At 66.3% G+C, this 17,521-nt stretch carries 21 protein-coding genes and 1 tRNA gene; 13 read left to right on the forward strand and 9 right to left on the reverse strand.

Annotation, left to right across the window (positions count from 1 at the left end; translation table 11 throughout):
* Positions 1-215 precede the first annotated feature (215 nt).
* The 6 genes from sdhC to ASE90_RS16500 all read left to right on the forward strand — a co-directional run bounded on the left by sdhC (position 216) and on the right by ASE90_RS16500 (position 5,480).
* Positions 216-626: a succinate dehydrogenase, cytochrome b556 subunit gene (gene sdhC, locus ASE90_RS16475; protein WP_082449901.1), complete on the forward strand. Its 411-nt coding sequence runs from the start codon at positions 216-218 to the stop codon at positions 624-626.
* On the forward strand, positions 626-1,012 hold the full coding sequence (gene sdhD, locus ASE90_RS16480) for a succinate dehydrogenase, hydrophobic membrane anchor protein (RefSeq protein ID WP_056003359.1): 387 nt from the start codon (positions 626-628) through the stop codon (positions 1,010-1,012). Before sdhC ends, sdhD begins: the two co-directional genes overlap by 1 nt.
* Complete coding sequence (gene sdhA, locus ASE90_RS16485; RefSeq protein WP_056003362.1) at positions 1,012-2,817, forward strand: succinate dehydrogenase flavoprotein subunit; 1,806 nt, start codon at positions 1,012-1,014, stop codon at positions 2,815-2,817. The genes sdhD and sdhA overlap by 1 nt, the downstream gene beginning before the upstream one ends.
* Before the next feature lie 378 nt (positions 2,818-3,195).
* Positions 3,196-3,765 (forward strand): ATP-dependent Clp protease proteolytic subunit, encoded by a 570-nt coding sequence (locus ASE90_RS16490; RefSeq protein ID WP_056003365.1) that lies wholly within the window; start codon positions 3,196-3,198, stop codon positions 3,763-3,765.
* Positions 3,766-3,937: 172 nt separating this feature from the next.
* A complete protein-coding gene (locus tag ASE90_RS16495) occupies positions 3,938-4,849 on the forward strand; it encodes an XdhC family protein (protein WP_056003620.1) in 912 nt (303 codons plus the stop codon).
* Positions 4,839-5,480 (forward strand): NTP transferase domain-containing protein, encoded by a 642-nt coding sequence (locus ASE90_RS16500; protein WP_056003368.1) that lies wholly within the window; start codon positions 4,839-4,841, stop codon positions 5,478-5,480. Before ASE90_RS16495 ends, ASE90_RS16500 begins: the two co-directional genes overlap by 11 nt.
* A 313-nt stretch (positions 5,481-5,793) precedes the next feature.
* Here the strand turns inward: ASE90_RS16500 and ASE90_RS16505 are convergent, their stop codons facing one another.
* From ASE90_RS16505 to ASE90_RS16515, 3 genes are all read right to left on the reverse strand, one after another.
* Complete coding sequence (locus ASE90_RS16505) at positions 5,794-7,173, reverse strand: UdgX family uracil-DNA binding protein (protein ID WP_056003371.1); 1,380 nt, start codon at positions 7,171-7,173, stop codon at positions 5,794-5,796.
* Positions 7,173-7,649, reverse strand: coding sequence for a hemerythrin domain-containing protein (locus ASE90_RS16510; protein ID WP_056003374.1), 477 nt, complete (start codon positions 7,647-7,649; stop codon positions 7,173-7,175). The genes ASE90_RS16505 and ASE90_RS16510 overlap by 1 nt, the downstream gene beginning before the upstream one ends.
* A 77-nt stretch (positions 7,650-7,726) precedes the next feature.
* Positions 7,727-8,974 carry a putative DNA modification/repair radical SAM protein gene (locus tag ASE90_RS16515; protein ID WP_056003377.1) on the reverse strand — a complete coding sequence of 416 codons (1,248 nt, stop codon included), beginning with the start codon at positions 8,972-8,974 and terminating at the stop codon, positions 7,727-7,729.
* Between the two features lie 212 nt (positions 8,975-9,186).
* On the opposite strand from ASE90_RS16515, the gene uxuA reads away from it, so the two are divergent.
* From uxuA to ASE90_RS16530, 3 genes are read left to right on the forward strand one after another with little or no spacing between them, the layout of a single operon-like run.
* On the forward strand, positions 9,187-10,353 hold the full coding sequence (uxuA, locus tag ASE90_RS16520) for a mannonate dehydratase (protein ID WP_056003380.1): 1,167 nt from the start codon (positions 9,187-9,189) through the stop codon (positions 10,351-10,353).
* Positions 10,354-10,400: 47 nt separating this feature from the next.
* A complete protein-coding gene (locus tag ASE90_RS16525; RefSeq protein WP_162235109.1) occupies positions 10,401-10,604 on the forward strand; it encodes a GntR family transcriptional regulator in 204 nt (67 codons plus the stop codon).
* A 5-nt stretch (positions 10,605-10,609) separates the two neighbouring features.
* The gene (locus ASE90_RS16530) at positions 10,610-11,623 is read left to right on the forward strand and encodes a LacI family DNA-binding transcriptional regulator (RefSeq protein ID WP_235531887.1); all 1,014 of its coding nucleotides are present in this window, start codon (positions 10,610-10,612) and stop codon (positions 11,621-11,623) included.
* On the opposite strand, the gene ASE90_RS16535 is transcribed toward ASE90_RS16530, so the two are convergent.
* The 6 genes from ASE90_RS16535 to crcB are packed head-to-tail and all read right to left on the reverse strand — an operon-like array spanning position 11,583 to position 15,189.
* Positions 11,583-12,290 carry an ATP12 family chaperone protein gene (locus tag ASE90_RS16535; protein ID WP_056003622.1) on the reverse strand — a complete coding sequence of 236 codons (708 nt, stop codon included), beginning with the start codon at positions 12,288-12,290 and terminating at the stop codon, positions 11,583-11,585. The two genes, ASE90_RS16530 and ASE90_RS16535, sit on opposite strands and share 41 nt — an antisense overlap.
* A complete protein-coding gene (locus ASE90_RS16540; RefSeq protein ID WP_056003389.1) occupies positions 12,287-12,496 on the reverse strand; it encodes a hypothetical protein in 210 nt (69 codons plus the stop codon). The genes ASE90_RS16535 and ASE90_RS16540 overlap by 4 nt, the downstream gene beginning before the upstream one ends.
* The gene (locus ASE90_RS16545; protein ID WP_056003625.1) at positions 12,493-13,152 is read right to left on the reverse strand and encodes an HAD-IA family hydrolase; all 660 of its coding nucleotides are present in this window, start codon (positions 13,150-13,152) and stop codon (positions 12,493-12,495) included. Before ASE90_RS16545 ends, ASE90_RS16540 begins: the two co-directional genes overlap by 4 nt.
* Complete coding sequence (locus ASE90_RS16550) at positions 13,149-13,700, reverse strand: FMN-binding negative transcriptional regulator (protein WP_235531888.1); 552 nt, start codon at positions 13,698-13,700, stop codon at positions 13,149-13,151. Before ASE90_RS16550 ends, ASE90_RS16545 begins: the two co-directional genes overlap by 4 nt.
* 23 nt (positions 13,701-13,723) lie before the next feature.
* Positions 13,724-14,818 carry an RluA family pseudouridine synthase gene (locus ASE90_RS16555; RefSeq protein WP_056003394.1) on the reverse strand — a complete coding sequence of 365 codons (1,095 nt, stop codon included), beginning with the start codon at positions 14,816-14,818 and terminating at the stop codon, positions 13,724-13,726.
* Positions 14,815-15,189: a fluoride efflux transporter CrcB gene (gene crcB, locus ASE90_RS16560; protein ID WP_056003397.1), complete on the reverse strand. Its 375-nt coding sequence runs from the start codon at positions 15,187-15,189 to the stop codon at positions 14,815-14,817. The genes ASE90_RS16555 and crcB overlap by 4 nt, the downstream gene beginning before the upstream one ends.
* Before the next feature lie 269 nt (positions 15,190-15,458).
* Between crcB and ASE90_RS16565 the strand changes: the two genes are divergently transcribed.
* From ASE90_RS16565 to ASE90_RS16580, 4 genes are all read left to right on the forward strand, one after another.
* The gene (locus tag ASE90_RS16565; RefSeq protein ID WP_235531889.1) at positions 15,459-15,830 is read left to right on the forward strand and encodes a hypothetical protein; all 372 of its coding nucleotides are present in this window, start codon (positions 15,459-15,461) and stop codon (positions 15,828-15,830) included.
* A gap of 129 nt (positions 15,831-15,959) precedes the next feature.
* Positions 15,960-16,688 (forward strand): 4-hydroxy-tetrahydrodipicolinate reductase, encoded by a 729-nt coding sequence (gene dapB, locus ASE90_RS16570; RefSeq protein ID WP_056003399.1) that lies wholly within the window; start codon positions 15,960-15,962, stop codon positions 16,686-16,688.
* The gene (nth, locus tag ASE90_RS16575) at positions 16,685-17,344 is read left to right on the forward strand and encodes an endonuclease III (RefSeq protein WP_056003401.1); all 660 of its coding nucleotides are present in this window, start codon (positions 16,685-16,687) and stop codon (positions 17,342-17,344) included. Before dapB ends, nth begins: the two co-directional genes overlap by 4 nt.
* Positions 17,345-17,396: 52 nt before the next feature.
* A tRNA-Arg gene (locus ASE90_RS16580) sits at positions 17,397-17,473 on the forward strand.
* Positions 17,474-17,521 lie beyond the last annotated feature (48 nt).

The following is a 17,521-nucleotide window of genomic DNA, read 5'->3' on the forward strand; positions in this document are numbered from 1 at the left end:
CGAATCCCCTGTTCCCCTGCGCAGGCCGGCCTGTCGGAACCGATGCGCCGATTCGTAAATAGCCGGTCAGGCGTTAACAGTCCGTTGACCAACCCCTTGCGCAAAGCCCGTTTCGCGGATGCACACTTGCATCGGCGGGCGCGGTGCGTAGATAGACCACAATCGCTGGAAGACCGCATCTGCCGCGCGGTCGCACTGCCTGAGGAATGCCCGACTTGGCCATGGTCCGCCCGAAAGCCCGCCCGACATCGCCGCATCTACAGATCTGGCGCTGGGGTCCCAACATGCTGGTGTCGATCCTGCACCGCGCGACCGGCGTCGCGATGGGGACGGTCGGCCTTGCGCTGTTCGTGTGGTGGCTGGCGGCGCTGGCTGGCGGCCAGGACAGCTATGCGCGGTTCCTGTCGTGGTTCACCGGGCCGTTCGCGGTGGTCGGCTATGTCGTAGGCATCGGCCTCAGCTTTGCGTTGTTCCAGCATATCGGCAACGGCGTGCGTCATTTCTTCATGGATATCGGCGCCAATTTTGAATTGAACGGCAATCGCAGGACGGCGATCGCGACGATCGTCTTCGCCGTCTGCGCCACGGCGGCGCTGTGGGCGTGGCTGCTGGTGGGGAAGCAGTAATGGGTAATGGAACCAGCATCGGTCGCGTTCGCGGCCTCGGATCGGCAAAGGCCGGCGCACATCATTTCTGGCACCAGCGGCTGACCGCGGTCTCCAACCTCGTTCTGATGGTATGGCTGGTGCTGTCGATCGCGATCCTGCCGGGCTATGACTATGACACGGTCTACGCCTGGGTGTCGTCGGCATGGGGTGCGGTGCCGCTGCTCCTGCTCGCCACGTCGGTCTTCTACCATGCCAAGATGGGCCTGCAGACCGTGATCGAGGATTACCAGCATGACGAAACGCGTGTCGTCGCGCTGGTCGTGCTGAACCTCGTCTATGGCGCCGGCTGGCTGCTCGCCGCCTTCTCGATCCTCCGTATCGCTTTCACCGGGACGCCCGAATAATGGCCACCGACGCTTACAAGATCATCGACCACACCTATGACGCGATCGTCGTGGGTGCGGGCGGCTCGGGGCTGCGCGCCACCATGGGCATTGCCGAAGCCGGTCTCAAGACCGCCTGCATCACCAAGGTGTTCCCGACCCGGTCGCACACCGTGGCGGCGCAGGGCGGCATCGCCGCATCGCTCGGCAACAACTCCCCCGACCACTGGTCGTGGCACATGTATGATACCGTCAAGGGTTCCGACTGGCTCGGCGACCAGGACGCGATCGAATATATGGTCCGCGAAGCCCCGGCGGCGGTGATCGAACTGGAACATGCCGGCGTGCCGTTCAGCCGCAACGAGGACGGGACGATCTACCAGCGTCCCTTCGGCGGTCATATGCAGAATATGGGGGAAGGCCCGCCGGTACAGCGCACCTGCGCCGCCGCCGATCGTACCGGCCACGCCATGCTCCATGCGCTGTACCAGCAGTCGCTGAAGTACGACGCCGACTTCTTCATCGAATATTTCGCGCTCGACCTGATCATGGAAGACGGCGTGTGCCGCGGCGTGATCGCCTTGTGCATGGAAGACGGGTCGATCCACCGCTTCCGCGCGCATTCGGTGGTGCTGGCGACCGGCGGCTACGGTCGCTGCTATTTCTCCGCCACCTCGGCGCACAGCTGCACCGGCGACGGCGGCGGCATGGTGCTGCGCGCCGGCCTGCCGCTGCAGGACATGGAATTCGTGCAGTTCCACCCGACCGGCATCTATGGCGCGGGCGTGCTCATCACCGAGGGTGCGCGCGGCGAGGGCGGCTATCTGACCAACAAGGACGGCGAGCGGTTCATGGAACGCTACGCCCCCTCGGCCAAGGACCTCGCCTCGCGCGACGTCGTCAGCCGGTCGATGGCGATGGAAATGCGCGAAGGGCGCGGCGTCGGCAAGGACGGCGACCATATCTTCCTGCATCTCGACCATATCGATCCCAAGGTGCTGGCCGAACGCCTGCCGGGCATCACCGAAACCGGCAAGATCTTTGCCGGCGTCGACCTGACGCGCCAGCCGCTGCCAGTGACCCCAACGGTCCATTACAATATGGGCGGCATCCCCTGTAATTATCACGGCGAAGTCGTGACGATCAAGGACGGCAACGCCGATGCGATCGTACCCGGCCTGTTCGCGGTCGGCGAAGCGGCCTGCGTGTCGGTGCACGGCGCCAACCGGCTCGGCTCGAACTCGCTGATCGATCTGGTCGTGTTCGGCCGTGCGACCGGTTTGCGCCTCAAGGAGACCTTGAAGTCCAACACCCCGCACAAGCCGCTGCCCAAGGATTCCGCCGACCTCGCGCTCGCGCGGCTGGACAAGTTTCGTAACGCCAGCGGCAGCAAGCCGACCGCGCAGATCCGCCTCGAAATGCAGAAGACGATGCAGAAGCACTGCGCCGTGTTCCGCGACGACGCGCTGCTGAACGAAGGCGTCACGATGATGGAGAACATCTACCGGTCGTTCGCCGACGTGAACGTCACCGACCGTTCGCTGATCTGGAACACCGATCTGGTCGAGACGCTCGAACTCGACAATCTGCTGGCACAGGCGATGGTCACGATGCGGTCGGCGCAGAACCGCAAGGAAAGCCGCGGCGCGCACGTGAACGAGGATTTCCCCGATCGCGACGACGCCAACTGGATGAAGCACTCCATCGCGTCGTTCGACGGCTGGGGCGGCAATGGCGGCATGACCGCGATCGATTATCGCCCGGTCCACGACTATACGCTCACCGACGAGATCGACTATATCAAGCCGAAGAAGCGGGTATATTGATCCCGCTTTTCTGAAAGGTACGAAGAGGGCGATCGGTGCGAACCGGTCGCCCTCTTCATTTGCGCGGCTGCAACGACGAGAAGGCCGAAGGGTCGCGGGGAGGTGCGCGCGCTGTGCGCCAGTCGACCGGTCACAACCTGTTCCACGATCGTCGCCCCGCATTTGATCCGGGGCGACGCTTCCAGTTCCGACACTGAAAATAGCGGGACTTCGGATCAGCTTAGGGGTGACGAGGAAGATTATAGTCCGTGCGTGCGACCTCTGCCGCGCCAACTCCCGGACTTGCTTCTTCCGGACCGCCTGAAATCAATTCGCGAAAATCCGGAACATTACCCCGCGCTTTCGGTTTCGCCGCCGACCAATACAGGAACACCCGTTATGCCCGATACCAACGTCAACGATTATCCTTTGCTTGCCCGCCCGCACGTCCATCTCGCCGGTCCCGTCGACCATGCGATGTACGAGAGTTTTCGCAACCAGATGCAGAATGCCCCCGCCGACGGCCCGCTCGTCGTGTCGATCTCGACGCTCGGCGGCGATCCCGAAGTCGCGCGCGCGATGGGCGACGATATCCGCCTGCTGCGCGACTATACCGGCCGCGAGGCGCTGTTCCTCGGCAAGGTCGCCGTCTATTCCGCCGGCTCCACCTTCATGTCAGCCTTCCCGGTCGACAAACGCTTCCTGACCAAGGGAACCCGTCTGATGCTGCACGAACGGCAGATGACCAGCACCCTCGAACTGTCCGGCCCGCTGAAGATGCTGGTCGCGACGCTGAAGGCCAAGCTGCACGAGATCGAAACGTCGGTCGAGATCGAGGAAGAGGGTTTCCGCGATATCGTCGCCGGGTCGCAGGTGTCGTTCGACGAACTGGTCCAGAAGGCCCCGGCCAACTGGTATATCGGCGCGGAGGAAGCGAAGGCGCGCGGGCTGGTCCTCGACGTGATCTGATCCGGGGTCTCCCCTCCCTGAAAGGAAGGGGCGGGGGGGTGGGTTGGCCTGCGAGGAAACGATACCCCGCAACCATCGGCCGACCCACCCCCAACCCCTTCCCTTTCAGAAAGGGGAGCCAGAACCTATCTTGCTGACACTCGCCGACGAAAACGCCCAACATCGGAACGACATGGCCGACAACGACTCCGTCCTCACCGCCGCCCGCGACTGGGCCGGAGCGCCGCTGGCATTGGCCACCGTCACCTCGACCTGGGGGTCCGCGCCCCGCCCGCGCGGTAGCCACATGCTGGTGCATCAAGACGGTCGGTTCGAAGGATCGGTATCGGGTGGTTGCGTGGAAAGCGATATCCTCGCCACGGCCGCCGACGTGGTCGCCGGCGCGCCCTTTGCACTCAAACGCTATGGCGTGGCCGATGCCGCCGCGTGGGAAGTCGGCCTGCCGTGCGGCGGCGAGATCGAGGTGATGGTCCAGCGCGTCGACGCGGAAAACTTCGACCCAGCCCTGTTCAACGCGATCGAAGCGGCAAACGCCGAGGGACAGGCGGTCACCCTGACGACCGACCTGACCAGTGGCCGGACGCAGGTCGGGGAGGGTGACGGTTTCGTCAACCGCTACGACCCGCCGCGCCGCCTGTTGATCGTCGGTGCCGTGCAGATCGCGCAGGGGCTGGCCGGGATGGCGCGCGAACTCGGCATCGCCACCACCGTCATCGACCCGCGCGCCCGGTTCCTGACCGAAGAACGCTTTCCCGGCGTCACGCTCGACGATCGCTGGCCCGACGAGGCGTTGGCCGCGCTCAAGCCCGATGCCGCCACCGCCGTCGTGACGCTCAGCCACGACATCAAGATCGACGACCCCGCGCTGATCGAGGCGCTACGGTCCCCCGCCGCCTATGTCGGTGCGCTGGGGTCGCGGCGCAGCCATGCCGCCCGGCTCGAACGCCTTGCCGTCGCCGGCTTCGCGCCGGCCGATCTCGACCGGATCGACGGCCCGGTCGGACTGGATATCGGCGCGATCGGTCCGTCCGAAATCGCGTTGTCGATCGCCGCGGCGATGGTCAGGAGCTTCCATGCACGCTGAAGACACCGCGCTGATCCTGCTCGCCGCCGGTCGCTCGCGCCGATTCGGCGACGCCGACAAGCTGGCGCAACCGTTTCTGCACAAGCCGGTCGCCTTCCACGTCGTGACGGCGTTGGAGGCGATCCCGTTCCTCGCGCGCATCGCGGTGATCGACGGGACGAAACTCGATTTCGCCTCGCGCGGGTTCGACGTCATCGTCAACGACGATCCCGGCGCCGGCATGTCGCGATCGGTGCAACTGGGGCTGCGCGCTGCACGGGCGGCGGGGGCGAAGGGTGTCGTGATCGCGCTGGCTGATATGCCGCGCATCACGGCCGCCCATGTCTATCGCCTGCTCGACACCGCACAGGGCGACGATGCGGTCGTCGCATCCAGCGATGGCACCAAACCCTGTCCGCCTGCCGTGTTCGGGCAGGGGCGCTTCGATTTCCTCGAATCGCTGGAGGGCGACGCCGGCGCGCGTGATCTGGTCCGCGCCGGTCGCCATGTCATCACCACACCCGCCGAACTGATCGACATCGACACACCCGAAGATCTCGACCGCCTGCGCGCCATCGCCGAGTCTCCCGAGCAGCATGACGCGATCACGTTGCCGCAGCCCCAGCCATGGCATCGACCGCGCTTGGAATGATTTTCCTACAGGGCGGTGAAGCGATAGGCCCGGCCGGATCGGGTTCACGCGAAGGCGAGAAGACGCAAAGAGAAGAAGGTTAGTCTTCGCGCGGAGACGCGGAGACGTAGGGAGGTCGAACATGCCGCGACAGCGGCTCGCTACTCTTATCGGGCAGGGGAAGGGCTCCGCCGGGAATGCTGCAGCCGCCAGCTCCCAACCCTCCGCGTCTCCGCGCGAAAACGATCTTCTTCGCGTCTCCGCGCCTTCGCGTGAACCAAATTCCGAACCCGAACCAAATACGCGGCAAGTGTGACCTTTGTGACCTTTGGCGTCAGGCCATCGCCGCCTGCGCCCCCTTCAGGTCCTCGACGAACCGCGCAAACTCTTCCTCCGCCTGCACTTTATCCGGTAACCGCAGCAGATAGCTCGGATGCACCGTAATCCACGCCGAGCTGCCGTCGGCCAACGTCAGCACCCGCCCGCGCTCACGCGATATCGTCACCGTCTTGCCGGTCAGCGACCGTGCCGCCGTCGCGCCCAGCGCCACCGTCATGCGCGGACGCAGGATGCCGCGCTCCTGTTCGATCCACCACCGGCAGGCATCGATCTCGCCCACGCCCGGCTTGGCATGGATGCGCCGCTTGCCACGCGGTTCGAACTTGAAATGCTTGACGGCGTTGGTGACATAGACGCGCGACCGGTCGATCTCCGCCTCGGCCATCGCCCGGTCGAATACCTGCCCCGCCGGCCCGACGAACGGTCGCCCGGCCAAATCCTCCTGATCGCCCGGCTGTTCGCCGACCACCATCATCGCGGCATCGACCGGTCCTTCGCCGAACACCGTCTGCGTGGCGGGCTGCCATAGCGGGCAGCGCTGGCAGCCCGCCGCCTCGTCGCGAAGGGCAGCCCATGCCGCCACACTGTTGCCGCCGGGGGCCGTTCGTGCCGTCTCGATCATTGCCGCCTCGCGTGCCTGTGCCCCCGCGATCAACGCCGGGACCAGCGCGGTTTCGGGCATGTTCTTCCAATATTTGCGCGGCATCTCCTTCAACATCGCGCCCTTCTTCAGCCGCGCGGGATTGAAGATCGATGCGTAATAGGTCTTCCAGACTTCCTCGACCGGATCGCCGGTCGGCGCATCCGCCTTGGTCGCGCCCGGCCCCTGCGTCAGCGTCTCGCCGTCCCAATGCACCGAAAGGTCGGGCGTCAGGATCGACCAGCGCATCGCCGCGAAGCGGTCGACGAAGAACCGCGCATTGTGGCGGACGATATGATGTTCCGGCTCGAACCATGCGACGAAGCGGGTATCGTCGGCCTCCGCCATCTCGCGAAACCGCAGGAACGCACGCATCTTGTGGATGTCGCGCCGGACCGCCTTCGCCATTTCCTCCAGCCGCCGCATCGCCGGATCGGCCTTGTCGTCGATGAGCCGCGGTTCGGCGATCAGGCGGGTGAGCATCGCATAGAGCAGCGCGAACCGTGCCGGGTCGGCGTGCATCGCCACCGTCCGCGCCAGATCGATGAAGGCGCGGGGGACGCGGGGGGCGGGGGCGTTGCTGTCGACGATCGCCTCGTCGCCGAACAGGTCGGTGGGCAGGTCGCCGACCTGCCACACCACCTCCGACGGTGCGACACGCTGGGCAGCGAGCGACCTGGCGGCGTCGCGCCACCCGTCGAAATCATCCGCCGCCGCCAGCGCCGCAACGCGCATCAGTCGCGGTCGTCGCCTGCTTCGGACGATTCGGCGATCTCCAGTTCCTTGGGCTTGCGCGTTTCGAACACCGTCGCGATGCGCGCTTCCTCTTCGTCGCTCAATTCCTTGGCGGCGGCGGGAAACATCTCTTCCTCTTCTTCGTCGATATGATGTTCGTAACGATGCCGCATTTCGGCGAAGCGCTGGTTCCATTCGTTGCCGGCGGGATCGAGCTTGGAAATCTCGCCAAGATAATCGTCGATTTCCTTATGCTCCGACACCGAATGCCGCGCCTCGTCGCGCAGGTCGGGATTGGCGAGCATCGTCGCGTACAGCGCCTCTTCCTCGGCCGCGGCATGGGCCGATACCTCGACGCGGAACTCCTCGAACAAGCCGGCGCGCTCGTCGCCGCTCGCGGCATCGATCCGCTGGAGCAGGTCGCGGTGCCGGTCGTGATCGGCCTTCAGATCGGCATAGATGCGGGCGTCGGCCATGGGAATTTCCTTCGGGTGGTTCGACCAGACCAACGGCGACCATCGGCGGAGGTTTCTCTTGCGAGCGGTTTTCAGCGTCAGGCGAACAGCTCTAGCTGGTCGGTCTTCCTGGGTGCCACCACCGGGCGCAATTCGGCGCGATCGGCCAGCACCACCGGTCGCCAGTCATCGGCGATGATGAACGGGCGAAGCTTGGCGACCGAAACCGTCAGCCGCGCGACATCGGCCAGCGACAGCCGCCGCCACCGCCGCGCGGTCAGGATCGCGCCCACCGCCTTCACGCCCAGCCCTGGCACGCGTAGCAGCATTTCGCGCGGTGCCCGGTTCACATCGACCGGAAAGCGGTCGCGGAACTTCAAGGCCCATGCCAGCTTGGGATCGATATCGAGCGGCAGCATCCCCGTCGCATCATCGGTGGCGGCACGCACTTCGTCGGGGCGATAGTCGTAGAAGCGCATCAGCCAGTCCGACTGGTACAGCCTATGTTCGCGCATCAATGGCGGGCGTTGCAGCGGCAGGACGGCCGATGCCTCCGGGATCGGGCTGAACGCCGAATAATAGACGCGGCGCAGTGCGAACCGGTCGTACAGCGTCGCCGCCTTGCCGACGATATCGCGATCGGTCGCGGCATCCGCCCCGACGATCATCTGCGTCGATTGTCCCGCCGGCGCGAATTTCGGCGCGGATTTATAGCGTTTGCGCGCATCGCGACCGTCCGCGATCGCATGGGCGACGTCCTTCATCGCCCCCTCGATCTGCGGTGCGGACTTTTCGGGGGCAAGCCGTTTCAATCCGCCGACCGTCGGCAGCTCGACATTGATCGAAACCCGGTCGGCATGGACGCCCGCCAGATGGACCAGCTCGGGATCGGCGTCGGGAATGGTCTTCAGATGGATATAGCCGCGAAAGTCGTGGTCCTCGCGCAGCGACCTTGCGACCTCGACGATCTGCTCCATCGTATAGTTGGACGATCCGATGATCCCCGACGACAGGAACAGTCCTTCGATATAATTGCGGCGGTAGAAGCTGAGCGTCAGCGCGACGACCTCCTGCGCGGTGAAGCGCGCGCGGCGGACGTTCGACGATTTGCGGTTGATGCAATAATGACAGTCGAAAATGCAGCTGTTGGTCAGCAGGATCTTCAACAGCGAGATACAGCGGCCATCGGGGGCATAGGCGTGGCAGATGCCCATGCCCTCGGTCGATCCGATCCCCTTGCCGTCGCGTGAATTGCGCTTGGCGGTGCCCGACGACGCGCATGACGCATCATATTTGGCGGCATCGGCCAGGATTGCCAGTTTCTGCCGGGTATCAAGTTGCGCCATCCGTTCAATATATGTTCTGGAGTGTTCGCGACCAAGCGGTAATCCGCCGGGCGCTTACGCCAATGCCGACCGCCGCGCGATGACCCGAAAAACCGCGACGATCGGACTGGGCTGACCAATCTTGCGCACTGGCAAGGTCGATCGCACTGCCCTAGGTTCGTTGGCGAAACCCGTATCCGGGTTCGCAAAGCGGGGAGGGTAGCGATTTGCTGATGACACAGACGATGCGGTGGTTCGGGCCGTCCGACCCCGTGACGCTGGCCGCCATTCGCCAGGCGGGGGCGACCGAGGTCGTCACCGCGTTGCACGACATTCCCAACGGATCCGTCTGGCCGCGCGAAGCGATCGCCGCGCGCCGGGCGATGATCGCGGATGCCGGCCTTGGCTGGAGCGTGGTGGAAAGCCTGCCGGTCCATGACGATCTGAAGAGGCGCGGCCCCGGCTGGGACCGGTACATCGACGCCTATCGGCAGAGCCTGACCAATCTGGCGGCGGAAGGCATCACCGTCGTTACCTATAATTTCATGCCTTTGCTCGACTGGACGCGCACCGATCTGGCGTGGCCGCTGCCCGATGGTGCCCGGGCGCTGCGCTTCGAATGGGAAGCGGTCGCGGCATACGACATCCATATCCTGAAGCGCCCCGGTGCCCCGCAGGACTATCGCCCGGCACTGGTCGATGCCGCCGCGCGGCGGTTTGCGGCAATGGACGATGCGGCGCGCAGCGCGCTGGAGGCGACGATCCTCGCCGGTCTGCCGGGGGCGGAGGAAAGCTTCACCTCGGCGCAATTCCGCGACGCCATCGCCAGCTATGCCGGGATCGATGCCGGTGTGCTGCGCGACAATCTGACCGCATTTCTCGAAGCCGTGTGTCCCTATGCCGACGACCTTGGCATCCGACTGGTCGTCCACCCGGACGATCCGCCGTTCCCGATCTTCGGTCTGCCCCGCGTCGTCAGCACCGAGCGCGACGTCGCGGCGCTGTTCGATGCGGTGCCCAACCCCTCGAACGGCTTGTGCCTGTGCACCGGATCGTTCGGGGTGCGCGCCGACAACGACCTGCCCGGCATGGTCCGCCGACTGGGCGAACGCATCGGCTTTCTCCATCTGCGTTCGGTCGATCGCGAAGGCGGCGACAGCGCGTTTCACGAGGCCGAGCATCTGCGCGGCGATGCCGATATGGCCGCCGTAGTCGCGGCGGTACATGAAGTGTCACGCAGCGAAGGGCGCAGCATCCCGATGCGGCCCGACCACGGCCACCAGATGCTCGACGATCTCGGGCGGCGGACCAATCCGGGCTATTCGCTGCTCGGGCGGATGCGGGGGCTGGCGGAATTGCGCGGGCTGGAACTGGGCATCGCCCACGCAGCCGCCGGCTGAGCGCAGCCTATTGTAACAAGCGGACGGCTATGGGATCGGTCCTCGCGATGAAGCAGCGCAGCGACAAGCTCTACCGGTGGGTTTTGACCGCCATCGCCGCTGCGATCGACCAGGGGCGCCATCCGGTCGGTACGCGCCTGCCCGGTAAACGTGGTCTTGCCGAGGCGTTCGCGGTCAGCCGCCCGACGGTGCGCGACGTGATGGTCGCGCCGGAGCTTCGCGGACTGGTCGTCCGGCGACTCCGCGTCTGACGCCGGTGACCAGACCGCTCGCCGGTACCACCATCGCCGACGTTGCCGCCCGCGCGGGGGTATCGATCCGTACCGTGTCGCGCGTTCTCAACCGATCGCCGCTGGTCAATGCCGTCACCCGTGAAGCAGTCGAGGCGGTGATCACCGGGCTGAATTTCCGTCCCAGCGCGCGGGCGCGCGGGTTGGCGACCGGGCGCTCCTATCTGCTCGGGCTGGTCCATAACGATCGCAATGCGCTGGTGCTCGACCCCCTGCAACGCGGCATGGTCGGCGCGGCGGCAGCGCGTGGCTATGAACTGGTCGTCCATCCGGTCGCCATCGCGGGCGATCCGGCGGCCGACGTCCTCGATTTCGTGCGCCGCTCGCGGGTCGATGGCGTGGTCGTCGTGCCGCCGGTGTCGGGACTGGCCGGGCTGGCCGATGCGCTGGCCGGCGTGCCGGCGGTGGCGTTATCCTCGGTCGCGCTGTCGGGGTATGACGCGGTGCTGGTATCTGACGAACGCGGCGCGGCACGCACCGTCGCCGACCACCTGGTCGCGCTCGGTCATTGCCGCATCGCGCTGCTGTCCGGCCCCGCATCTGCCCATTCGGCCTGCGAACGGCGGGCGGGGTTCGTCGATGGCCTCGCCGCGCACTGCATCGCACTGTCGGGCGAGGCGGAGGGCGATTACGGGTTCGACGCCGGGGTGACGGCGGCGCAAGCACTGCTCACCGCCCGGCCGCGCCCGACCGCGATCTTCGCCGCCAACGACGTGATGGCGGCGGCGGTGCTGAAGGTCGCGGCGGGCATGGCCGTATCGGTGCCGGGCGACCTGTCGGTGATCGGCTTCGACGGCAGCATCCTCGCGCGGATGCTGACCCCGGCGCTGACTACCGTCCATCGTCCGATCGCCGACATGGCCGGTGCCGTGACCGAACGGCTGATCGACCGGATCGAAGGCACCGCTGCCGATGCCGCGCTCACCGCCACCCTGTCGCTTAGGATTGGCGGGTCGTGCGGTCCGGTCCGCGACGGATAAGGTCGAGGAACCGCACCGCCGCGCGATACTCCGCCGCGCGGACTGCGCGGGTTTCGGCGGCCAGCGCATCCTCGCCCCATTGCTCGGCCTGCCAATCCTCGTCGACATGCGCCGCCGTCCATGCGGTATCGGCATCGATCGCCCGCTCGATCAGCGCCAGCCCGAGCAGCAGCGAGCCGGTCAGGCCAACGATCGGCGACAGCGGCGCCAGCTCCCATGGCGAAAATGCGACCACCGCCTCGCGCACCCGCGCCAGCGTGCGCGGCGGCTGTTCGACCGGCATCACGCCGTCGGTGACGACGAAGGTCACGTCGAACCGCTTGCGCGCCCAGTCGAGCACCGGATTCCATGCCGCCGCCTGTCGTTCGGCCAGTGGTGCCTCGCCGCGATAGCAGAGCAGGTCGCTGCCGCCATAAACCGCCAGTCCGCCGGCAAAGCCCGCCGGATCGGCCGCGACCCGTTCGATCGCGGCGTTGGCAAGGCCGGTCAGCGGCATCGCGCGTGGATCGACCGTCTCGCCGACATTGCGCCATTCCTGCGCGATCGCCTTCGCCAGTTCCGGATAGGGCACGACCAGCGGCAATCGTCCCGGCGTCCGCACCAGCCGTCCGTCGAGCGCGATCTCGCCCTGCGGTGAAACCGCGACGGTCTTCCAGAACCGCCTCACCGGCTTCGCCATTTCGCGGCCAGCCCGCGCGGCACCACTGCCATCGCATACAGCGCCGACAGCACGATCGCGACGCCCAGCACGCGCATGCCGGTATCGGGTGCCCGCGCCAGCACGATCACGCCGAACACCGCCCCCATTGCGGTGACGATGCGGATGGCGACCAGAATCAGCCAGCGATTGCGCGCGACGGGATCAGGGGTCATGGCAGGTCCAGCAGGGCGGGGAGCAGGGACGCATCGTCGCACAGCCGGTCGGCCCCGGCGGCGGTCAGTTCGTGCGGCGGGTGATAGCCCCATTCGACGCCGATCGCCCGCACGCCGGCTGTCCGCGCCATCGCCATGTCGTACCCGGTGTCGCCGATCATCGCGGTTGTCTCCCGTGCAGCGCCAACCTCGGCCATCGCCGCCTGCAGCATCGCCGGATGCGGTTTGGACGGGTGGCGATCGGCGGTCTGAAGCGTCACGAAATAGTGGTCGATCCGGTGATGCGCCAGCAGCAGTCGCAAGCCACGATCCGACTTGCCGGTCGCGACGCCCAGTTGCCAGCCGCCATCCAGCAACGTCACCAGCGTTTCGACGATGCCCGGAAACAACGGCTCGTCCTGCAATCGCCCGTCGGTGCGCATCGCCCGGAAATGCTGCTTATACCCCTCCGCCACCGCCTCGTGCAGGTCGGCCGAGCTATGGGGTACCAGCCGCGCCACCGCCTGCGGCAGGCTCAGCCCGACGATGCGGCGCACCTGCCGCGAATCGGGCGCGGCCAGTCCCGCGTCGGCAAAGGCCAGCGCCATCGCGGTACAGATGTTCGCCTGCCCATCGGCCAGCGTTCCGTCGCAGTCGAATACGGCCAACCGGGTCATGCTGCCCGCATCCATGGTGCCAGCGGATGGTTGCCCAGCGCCGCCGCCACGCGGGCGCGCACCTCGACCGGCTTGTTCTGGTTCAGCTTGGCCGTGCCCCGCCACGCGGTCGGCACCAGTTCGAACCCGGTGATCGCGGCCAGCATCGCATCGGCCTTCCCCGGATCGATCTGGTCGACCGCCCATTGCGGCGCGCGTTCATAGGTCGCGGCGAGCGCGTCGATCTGTTCGCGCAACGCGGCACGATCGATCGCGCGCACCACGCCCTCGACCTCGACGGACAGGTAGTTCCAGGTCGGCACCTCGTCCGGCCCGGCTTCGTACCAGCGCGGCGAGATATAGGCGTGCGGCCCCTGCACAACGAACAGCACGGTCGCTCCCTCCAGATGTGCGGTCACCGCGTTGGAACGCGCGACATGAAACCGCAGCGCGCCATGCGTGGTCATTACCACCGGCACCTGCGCCGCACGCGGTCCGTCGGGCGTGCCGACGAACAGCACGCCGAACCCTTCGTCTCGCACGAACGTCCGTGCGGCATCGTCGGCCATCCGAAAGGCCCGGTCGGGATGCATCAGTCGCGCGATCCCCGGGAGCGACGCTCACCCCGCCGTTCCTTGCGATAGGTCTTGGCATGCGCCTTCGCCTTGGCCTTCAGATCGGCCTTGGTGACGGGCGGCGGCGTATCGTCGATCATCGCATTGCCCAGGCTCATGTCGAACCCCAGCAGGTCGATGCTCTCGGCGAAATGATCGGGCAGTTCGGCGGTGACGTCGACCTTGCCGCCATCGGGATGATCGATGCGGATGCGCCGTGCGTGCAGGTGCATCTTGCGGCTGACCCCGCCGGTCAGGAACGCGGCCTGTCCGCCATATTTGCCGTCGCCGACGATCGGATGGCCGATCGCGGCCATATGCACGCGCAACTGGTGGGTGCGCCCGGTAAAGGGTTGCAGTTCGACCCAGGCGGCACGGTTGCCGACCCGTTCGATCACGCGGTACCGCGACCGCGCCGGCTGGCCCTCGTCCTCGTCGACATGCATCTTCTCGCCGCCCGTGCCGGGCTGCTTGGCGATCGGCAGGTCGACGATCCCGTCGGAGATATCGGGGATGCCGACGATCAACGCCCAATACACCTTCTTCGCGGTCCGCCCCGAAAAGGACTTGGCGAAGAACGCCGCCGCCCGCGCCGTCCGCGCGATCAGCAGCGCGCCCGACGTGTCCTTGTCCAGCCGGTGGACCAGCTTCGGCCGGCTTTCGCCGTCGAACTGCAACGCGTCGAGCAGCCCGTCGACATGGTCGTGGGTCTTCGTCCCGCCCTGCGTCGCCAGACCCGGCGGCTTGTTCAGGACGATCGCCTGCTTGTCGCGGTGGATCACCAGCGACTGCGCCAGTTCGATCTGTTCCGCGGATAGCGGGGGGCGTTCGGCCTTCGCCTTGGGCTGGGCGACGATCGCTGATTCGGGCGGCGGCACCCGCAGCACCTGTCCTGCGGCCAGCCGCGCGCCGGGCTGTGCCCGCCCGCCATCGATGCGCAACTGCCCGGTCCGCGCCCAGCGCGACACGATGTTGAAGCTGGTATCGGGCAGATGCCGCTTGAACCAGCGGTCGAGCCGGATGCCGTCGTCATCGGCTCCGACCGTGAATTGCCGGACGTCGTTCTCGCTCATGCCGCACCCCGTGTCAGTTGCAGCCCGACGAACAGCGCGATGCCCGCGCCGATCACCGACACCAGTACATATCCCAGCGCGCTGGCCATCGCGCCGCGTTCGATCATCGTCACCATGTCGAGCGAAAACGCCGAGAAGGTCGTAAAGCCACCCAGCACGCCCACACCGACCGCCAGCCGCACCGGCTCGCTGCCGCCGCTGCGCACGAGCAGGCCGGTCAACAACCCCATCGCCAGCCCGCCGATCAGGTTCACGCCCAGCGTACCCCATGGATAGTCGGGGCCGAACGAAGCGGTAGCGAAGCGACCGAACAGATAGCGAAGGCCTGACCCCAGCGCCCCGCCGGCCATGACGATGAATAGATTTCCCATTATTGATCCGCGCCTAGCCGATTGCGGCGCGGGAGGAAACCGGTGCTGATGATACCAAGGTATTGGTCTGCTCACAAAACTGCGTACAAAATCGCAATGTTACCCTGGGTTGTGCCCGGTAGCGTGCCGATGGTCCGTTGCTGCCGTCCTGATCGCCGGATCATACGCTTCCCGTGCGCGTCGATTCACTGCTCATCCGGGCGCGTCGAGCGAATGGATGATGCCAGCCCCCTTGCTGCTGGCAGTTACAATCACTACTAAATGCTGCGATGCACAACGATGCCGTATCCGAGTCGGACGTTCATGCCGCGAACGACAGCGTGGCCGAGGAACAGCGCGCAACGCTGAGCGATATCATTCGCTTTGCGCTGATGCAGCGCATCTGCCTGTCGGTGCGCTATAACAACATGGACATGCTGCTCGCGCCGCATATGCTGTGGACCAAGCATGGCGACCTCCATGTCGATGCGGTCACCGTCGAACGTGCGGGCAGCGCGCCAAAGGTCTTCAAGATCGGCACGTTCAAGCTGGCCGGGCTGGGTAATGTCGCGTTGACCTCGCGCACGTTCGTTCCGCAGCCTGAATTCGATCCGGCCGACCCGAAATACGCCGAAGCACCGATCGCGTCGGTCCAACGCTGAATCATTCAATCGTCGAACCGGAACGCGCGGCGCCGCGCAATCGCTTGCACATCGCCGGTCATGGGGCCATTGCGCTACTGGTCGGGGGCGCGATCGGGCGGCCAGCCGGACGCTAGCGGGCGGGGATCAGTGACCAGCATCGGTATCTTCGGTTGGCAGGGCCGGATGGGGCGCGCGATCGCGCTGGAGATCGAACGGTTGGGCGAAACCCTTGCCGGCGGCGTCGATCAGGGGGGCGATCCGGTCGAGCTTGCCGCAGGCGCCGATGTGCTGGTCGATTTCTCCGCGCCGGTCGCGCTGGAGGGTAATCTGGCCGCTTCTCGCGCTGCTGCGACGCCGATCGTCATCGGCACCACCGGCCTTACCGAACGGCATCATGCGATGATCGACGATGCTGCGCGCGACATCGCGGTGCTGCAGACCGGCAATACCTCGTTCGGCATCGCGCTGCTGTCGCGGCTCGTGCGCGACGCCGCCAGCCGCCTTGGTCCCGACTGGGACATCGAAATCGTCGAGAGCCATCACCGGCTGAAGGTCGACGCTCCGTCGGGTACCGCGCTGATGCTGGGCGATGCCGCGGCGGAAGGGCTGGGGACGACGCTGGCCGATAGCGGCGTCATCGGTCGTGCCGGACTGGTCGGTGCCCGAGCTGGCGGCACGATCGGTTTCGCCGCGCTGCGCGGCGGCACCATCGTCGGCGATCATCAGGTCGTCTTCGCGGGTGAGGGCGAACGGATCGAACTCGGCCACCGTGCCGACGACCGTGCGCTGTTCGCCCGCGGCGCGGTCCGCGCGGCACTATGGCTGGCGAGTGCGCCTGCCGGCCGCTACACGATGGATGCGGTACTCGGCGTTTGAAGAAGGCGGATGTTTTCGAATTCTTCCGCCGGTTGGCAGAGGACAATCCGCACCCCGAAACCGAGCTCGAATCGGTCAACGACTATACGTTGCTGGTCGCGGTCGTGCTGTCGGCGCAGGCGACCGACGCCGGCGTGAACAAGGCGACACGGGCGCTGTTCGCGCAGGTCGACACGCCCGGCAAGATGGTCGCGCTCGGCCTCGATGGCCTGAAACATCACATCCGCACCATCGGCCTGTTCAATACCAAGGCAAAGAACGTCATCGCCCTGAGCGAAGCGCTGATCGCCGACCATGCCGGACAAGTTCCCGAAGACCGCGATGCGCTGGAAAAACTGCCCGGCGTGGGCCGGAAAACGGCGAACGTGGTGATGAATGTCGCCTTCGGGCACGAGACGTTCGCGGTCGACACCCATATTTTTCGCGTTGGCAACCGCACCGGCCTTGCGCGCGGCAAGACGCCGAACGCGGTCGAAGCGGTGCTGGAACGGGTGGTCCCCGCGCCGTTCCGGCTGCACGCGCATCACTGGCTGATCCTGCACGGCCGTTATATCTGCAAGGCACGCCGCCCCGAATGCTGGCGCTGCCCGGTCGCCGACCTCTGCGCCTTCCGCCCGAAAACCCCGCCGCCGGTGCAAAAGGCGACGACCGCCTGAAAACGGCTGGCCATGCCGGCAAAGCTTTGCTAGTCGCAGCCTCCACGGCCAAGCACCCGTAGCTCAGCTGGATAGAGCGCTGCCCTCCGAAGGCAGAGGCCAGGGGTTCGAATCCCTTCGGGTGCGCCATTTCCCAAAGACCTGGTAGGAATCGCAGCAGACGGCAGGACTGCCGAT

It is taken from the genome of Sphingomonas sp. Leaf67, assembly GCF_001421965.1.
GTDB lineage: Bacteria > Pseudomonadota > Alphaproteobacteria > Sphingomonadales > Sphingomonadaceae > Sphingomonas.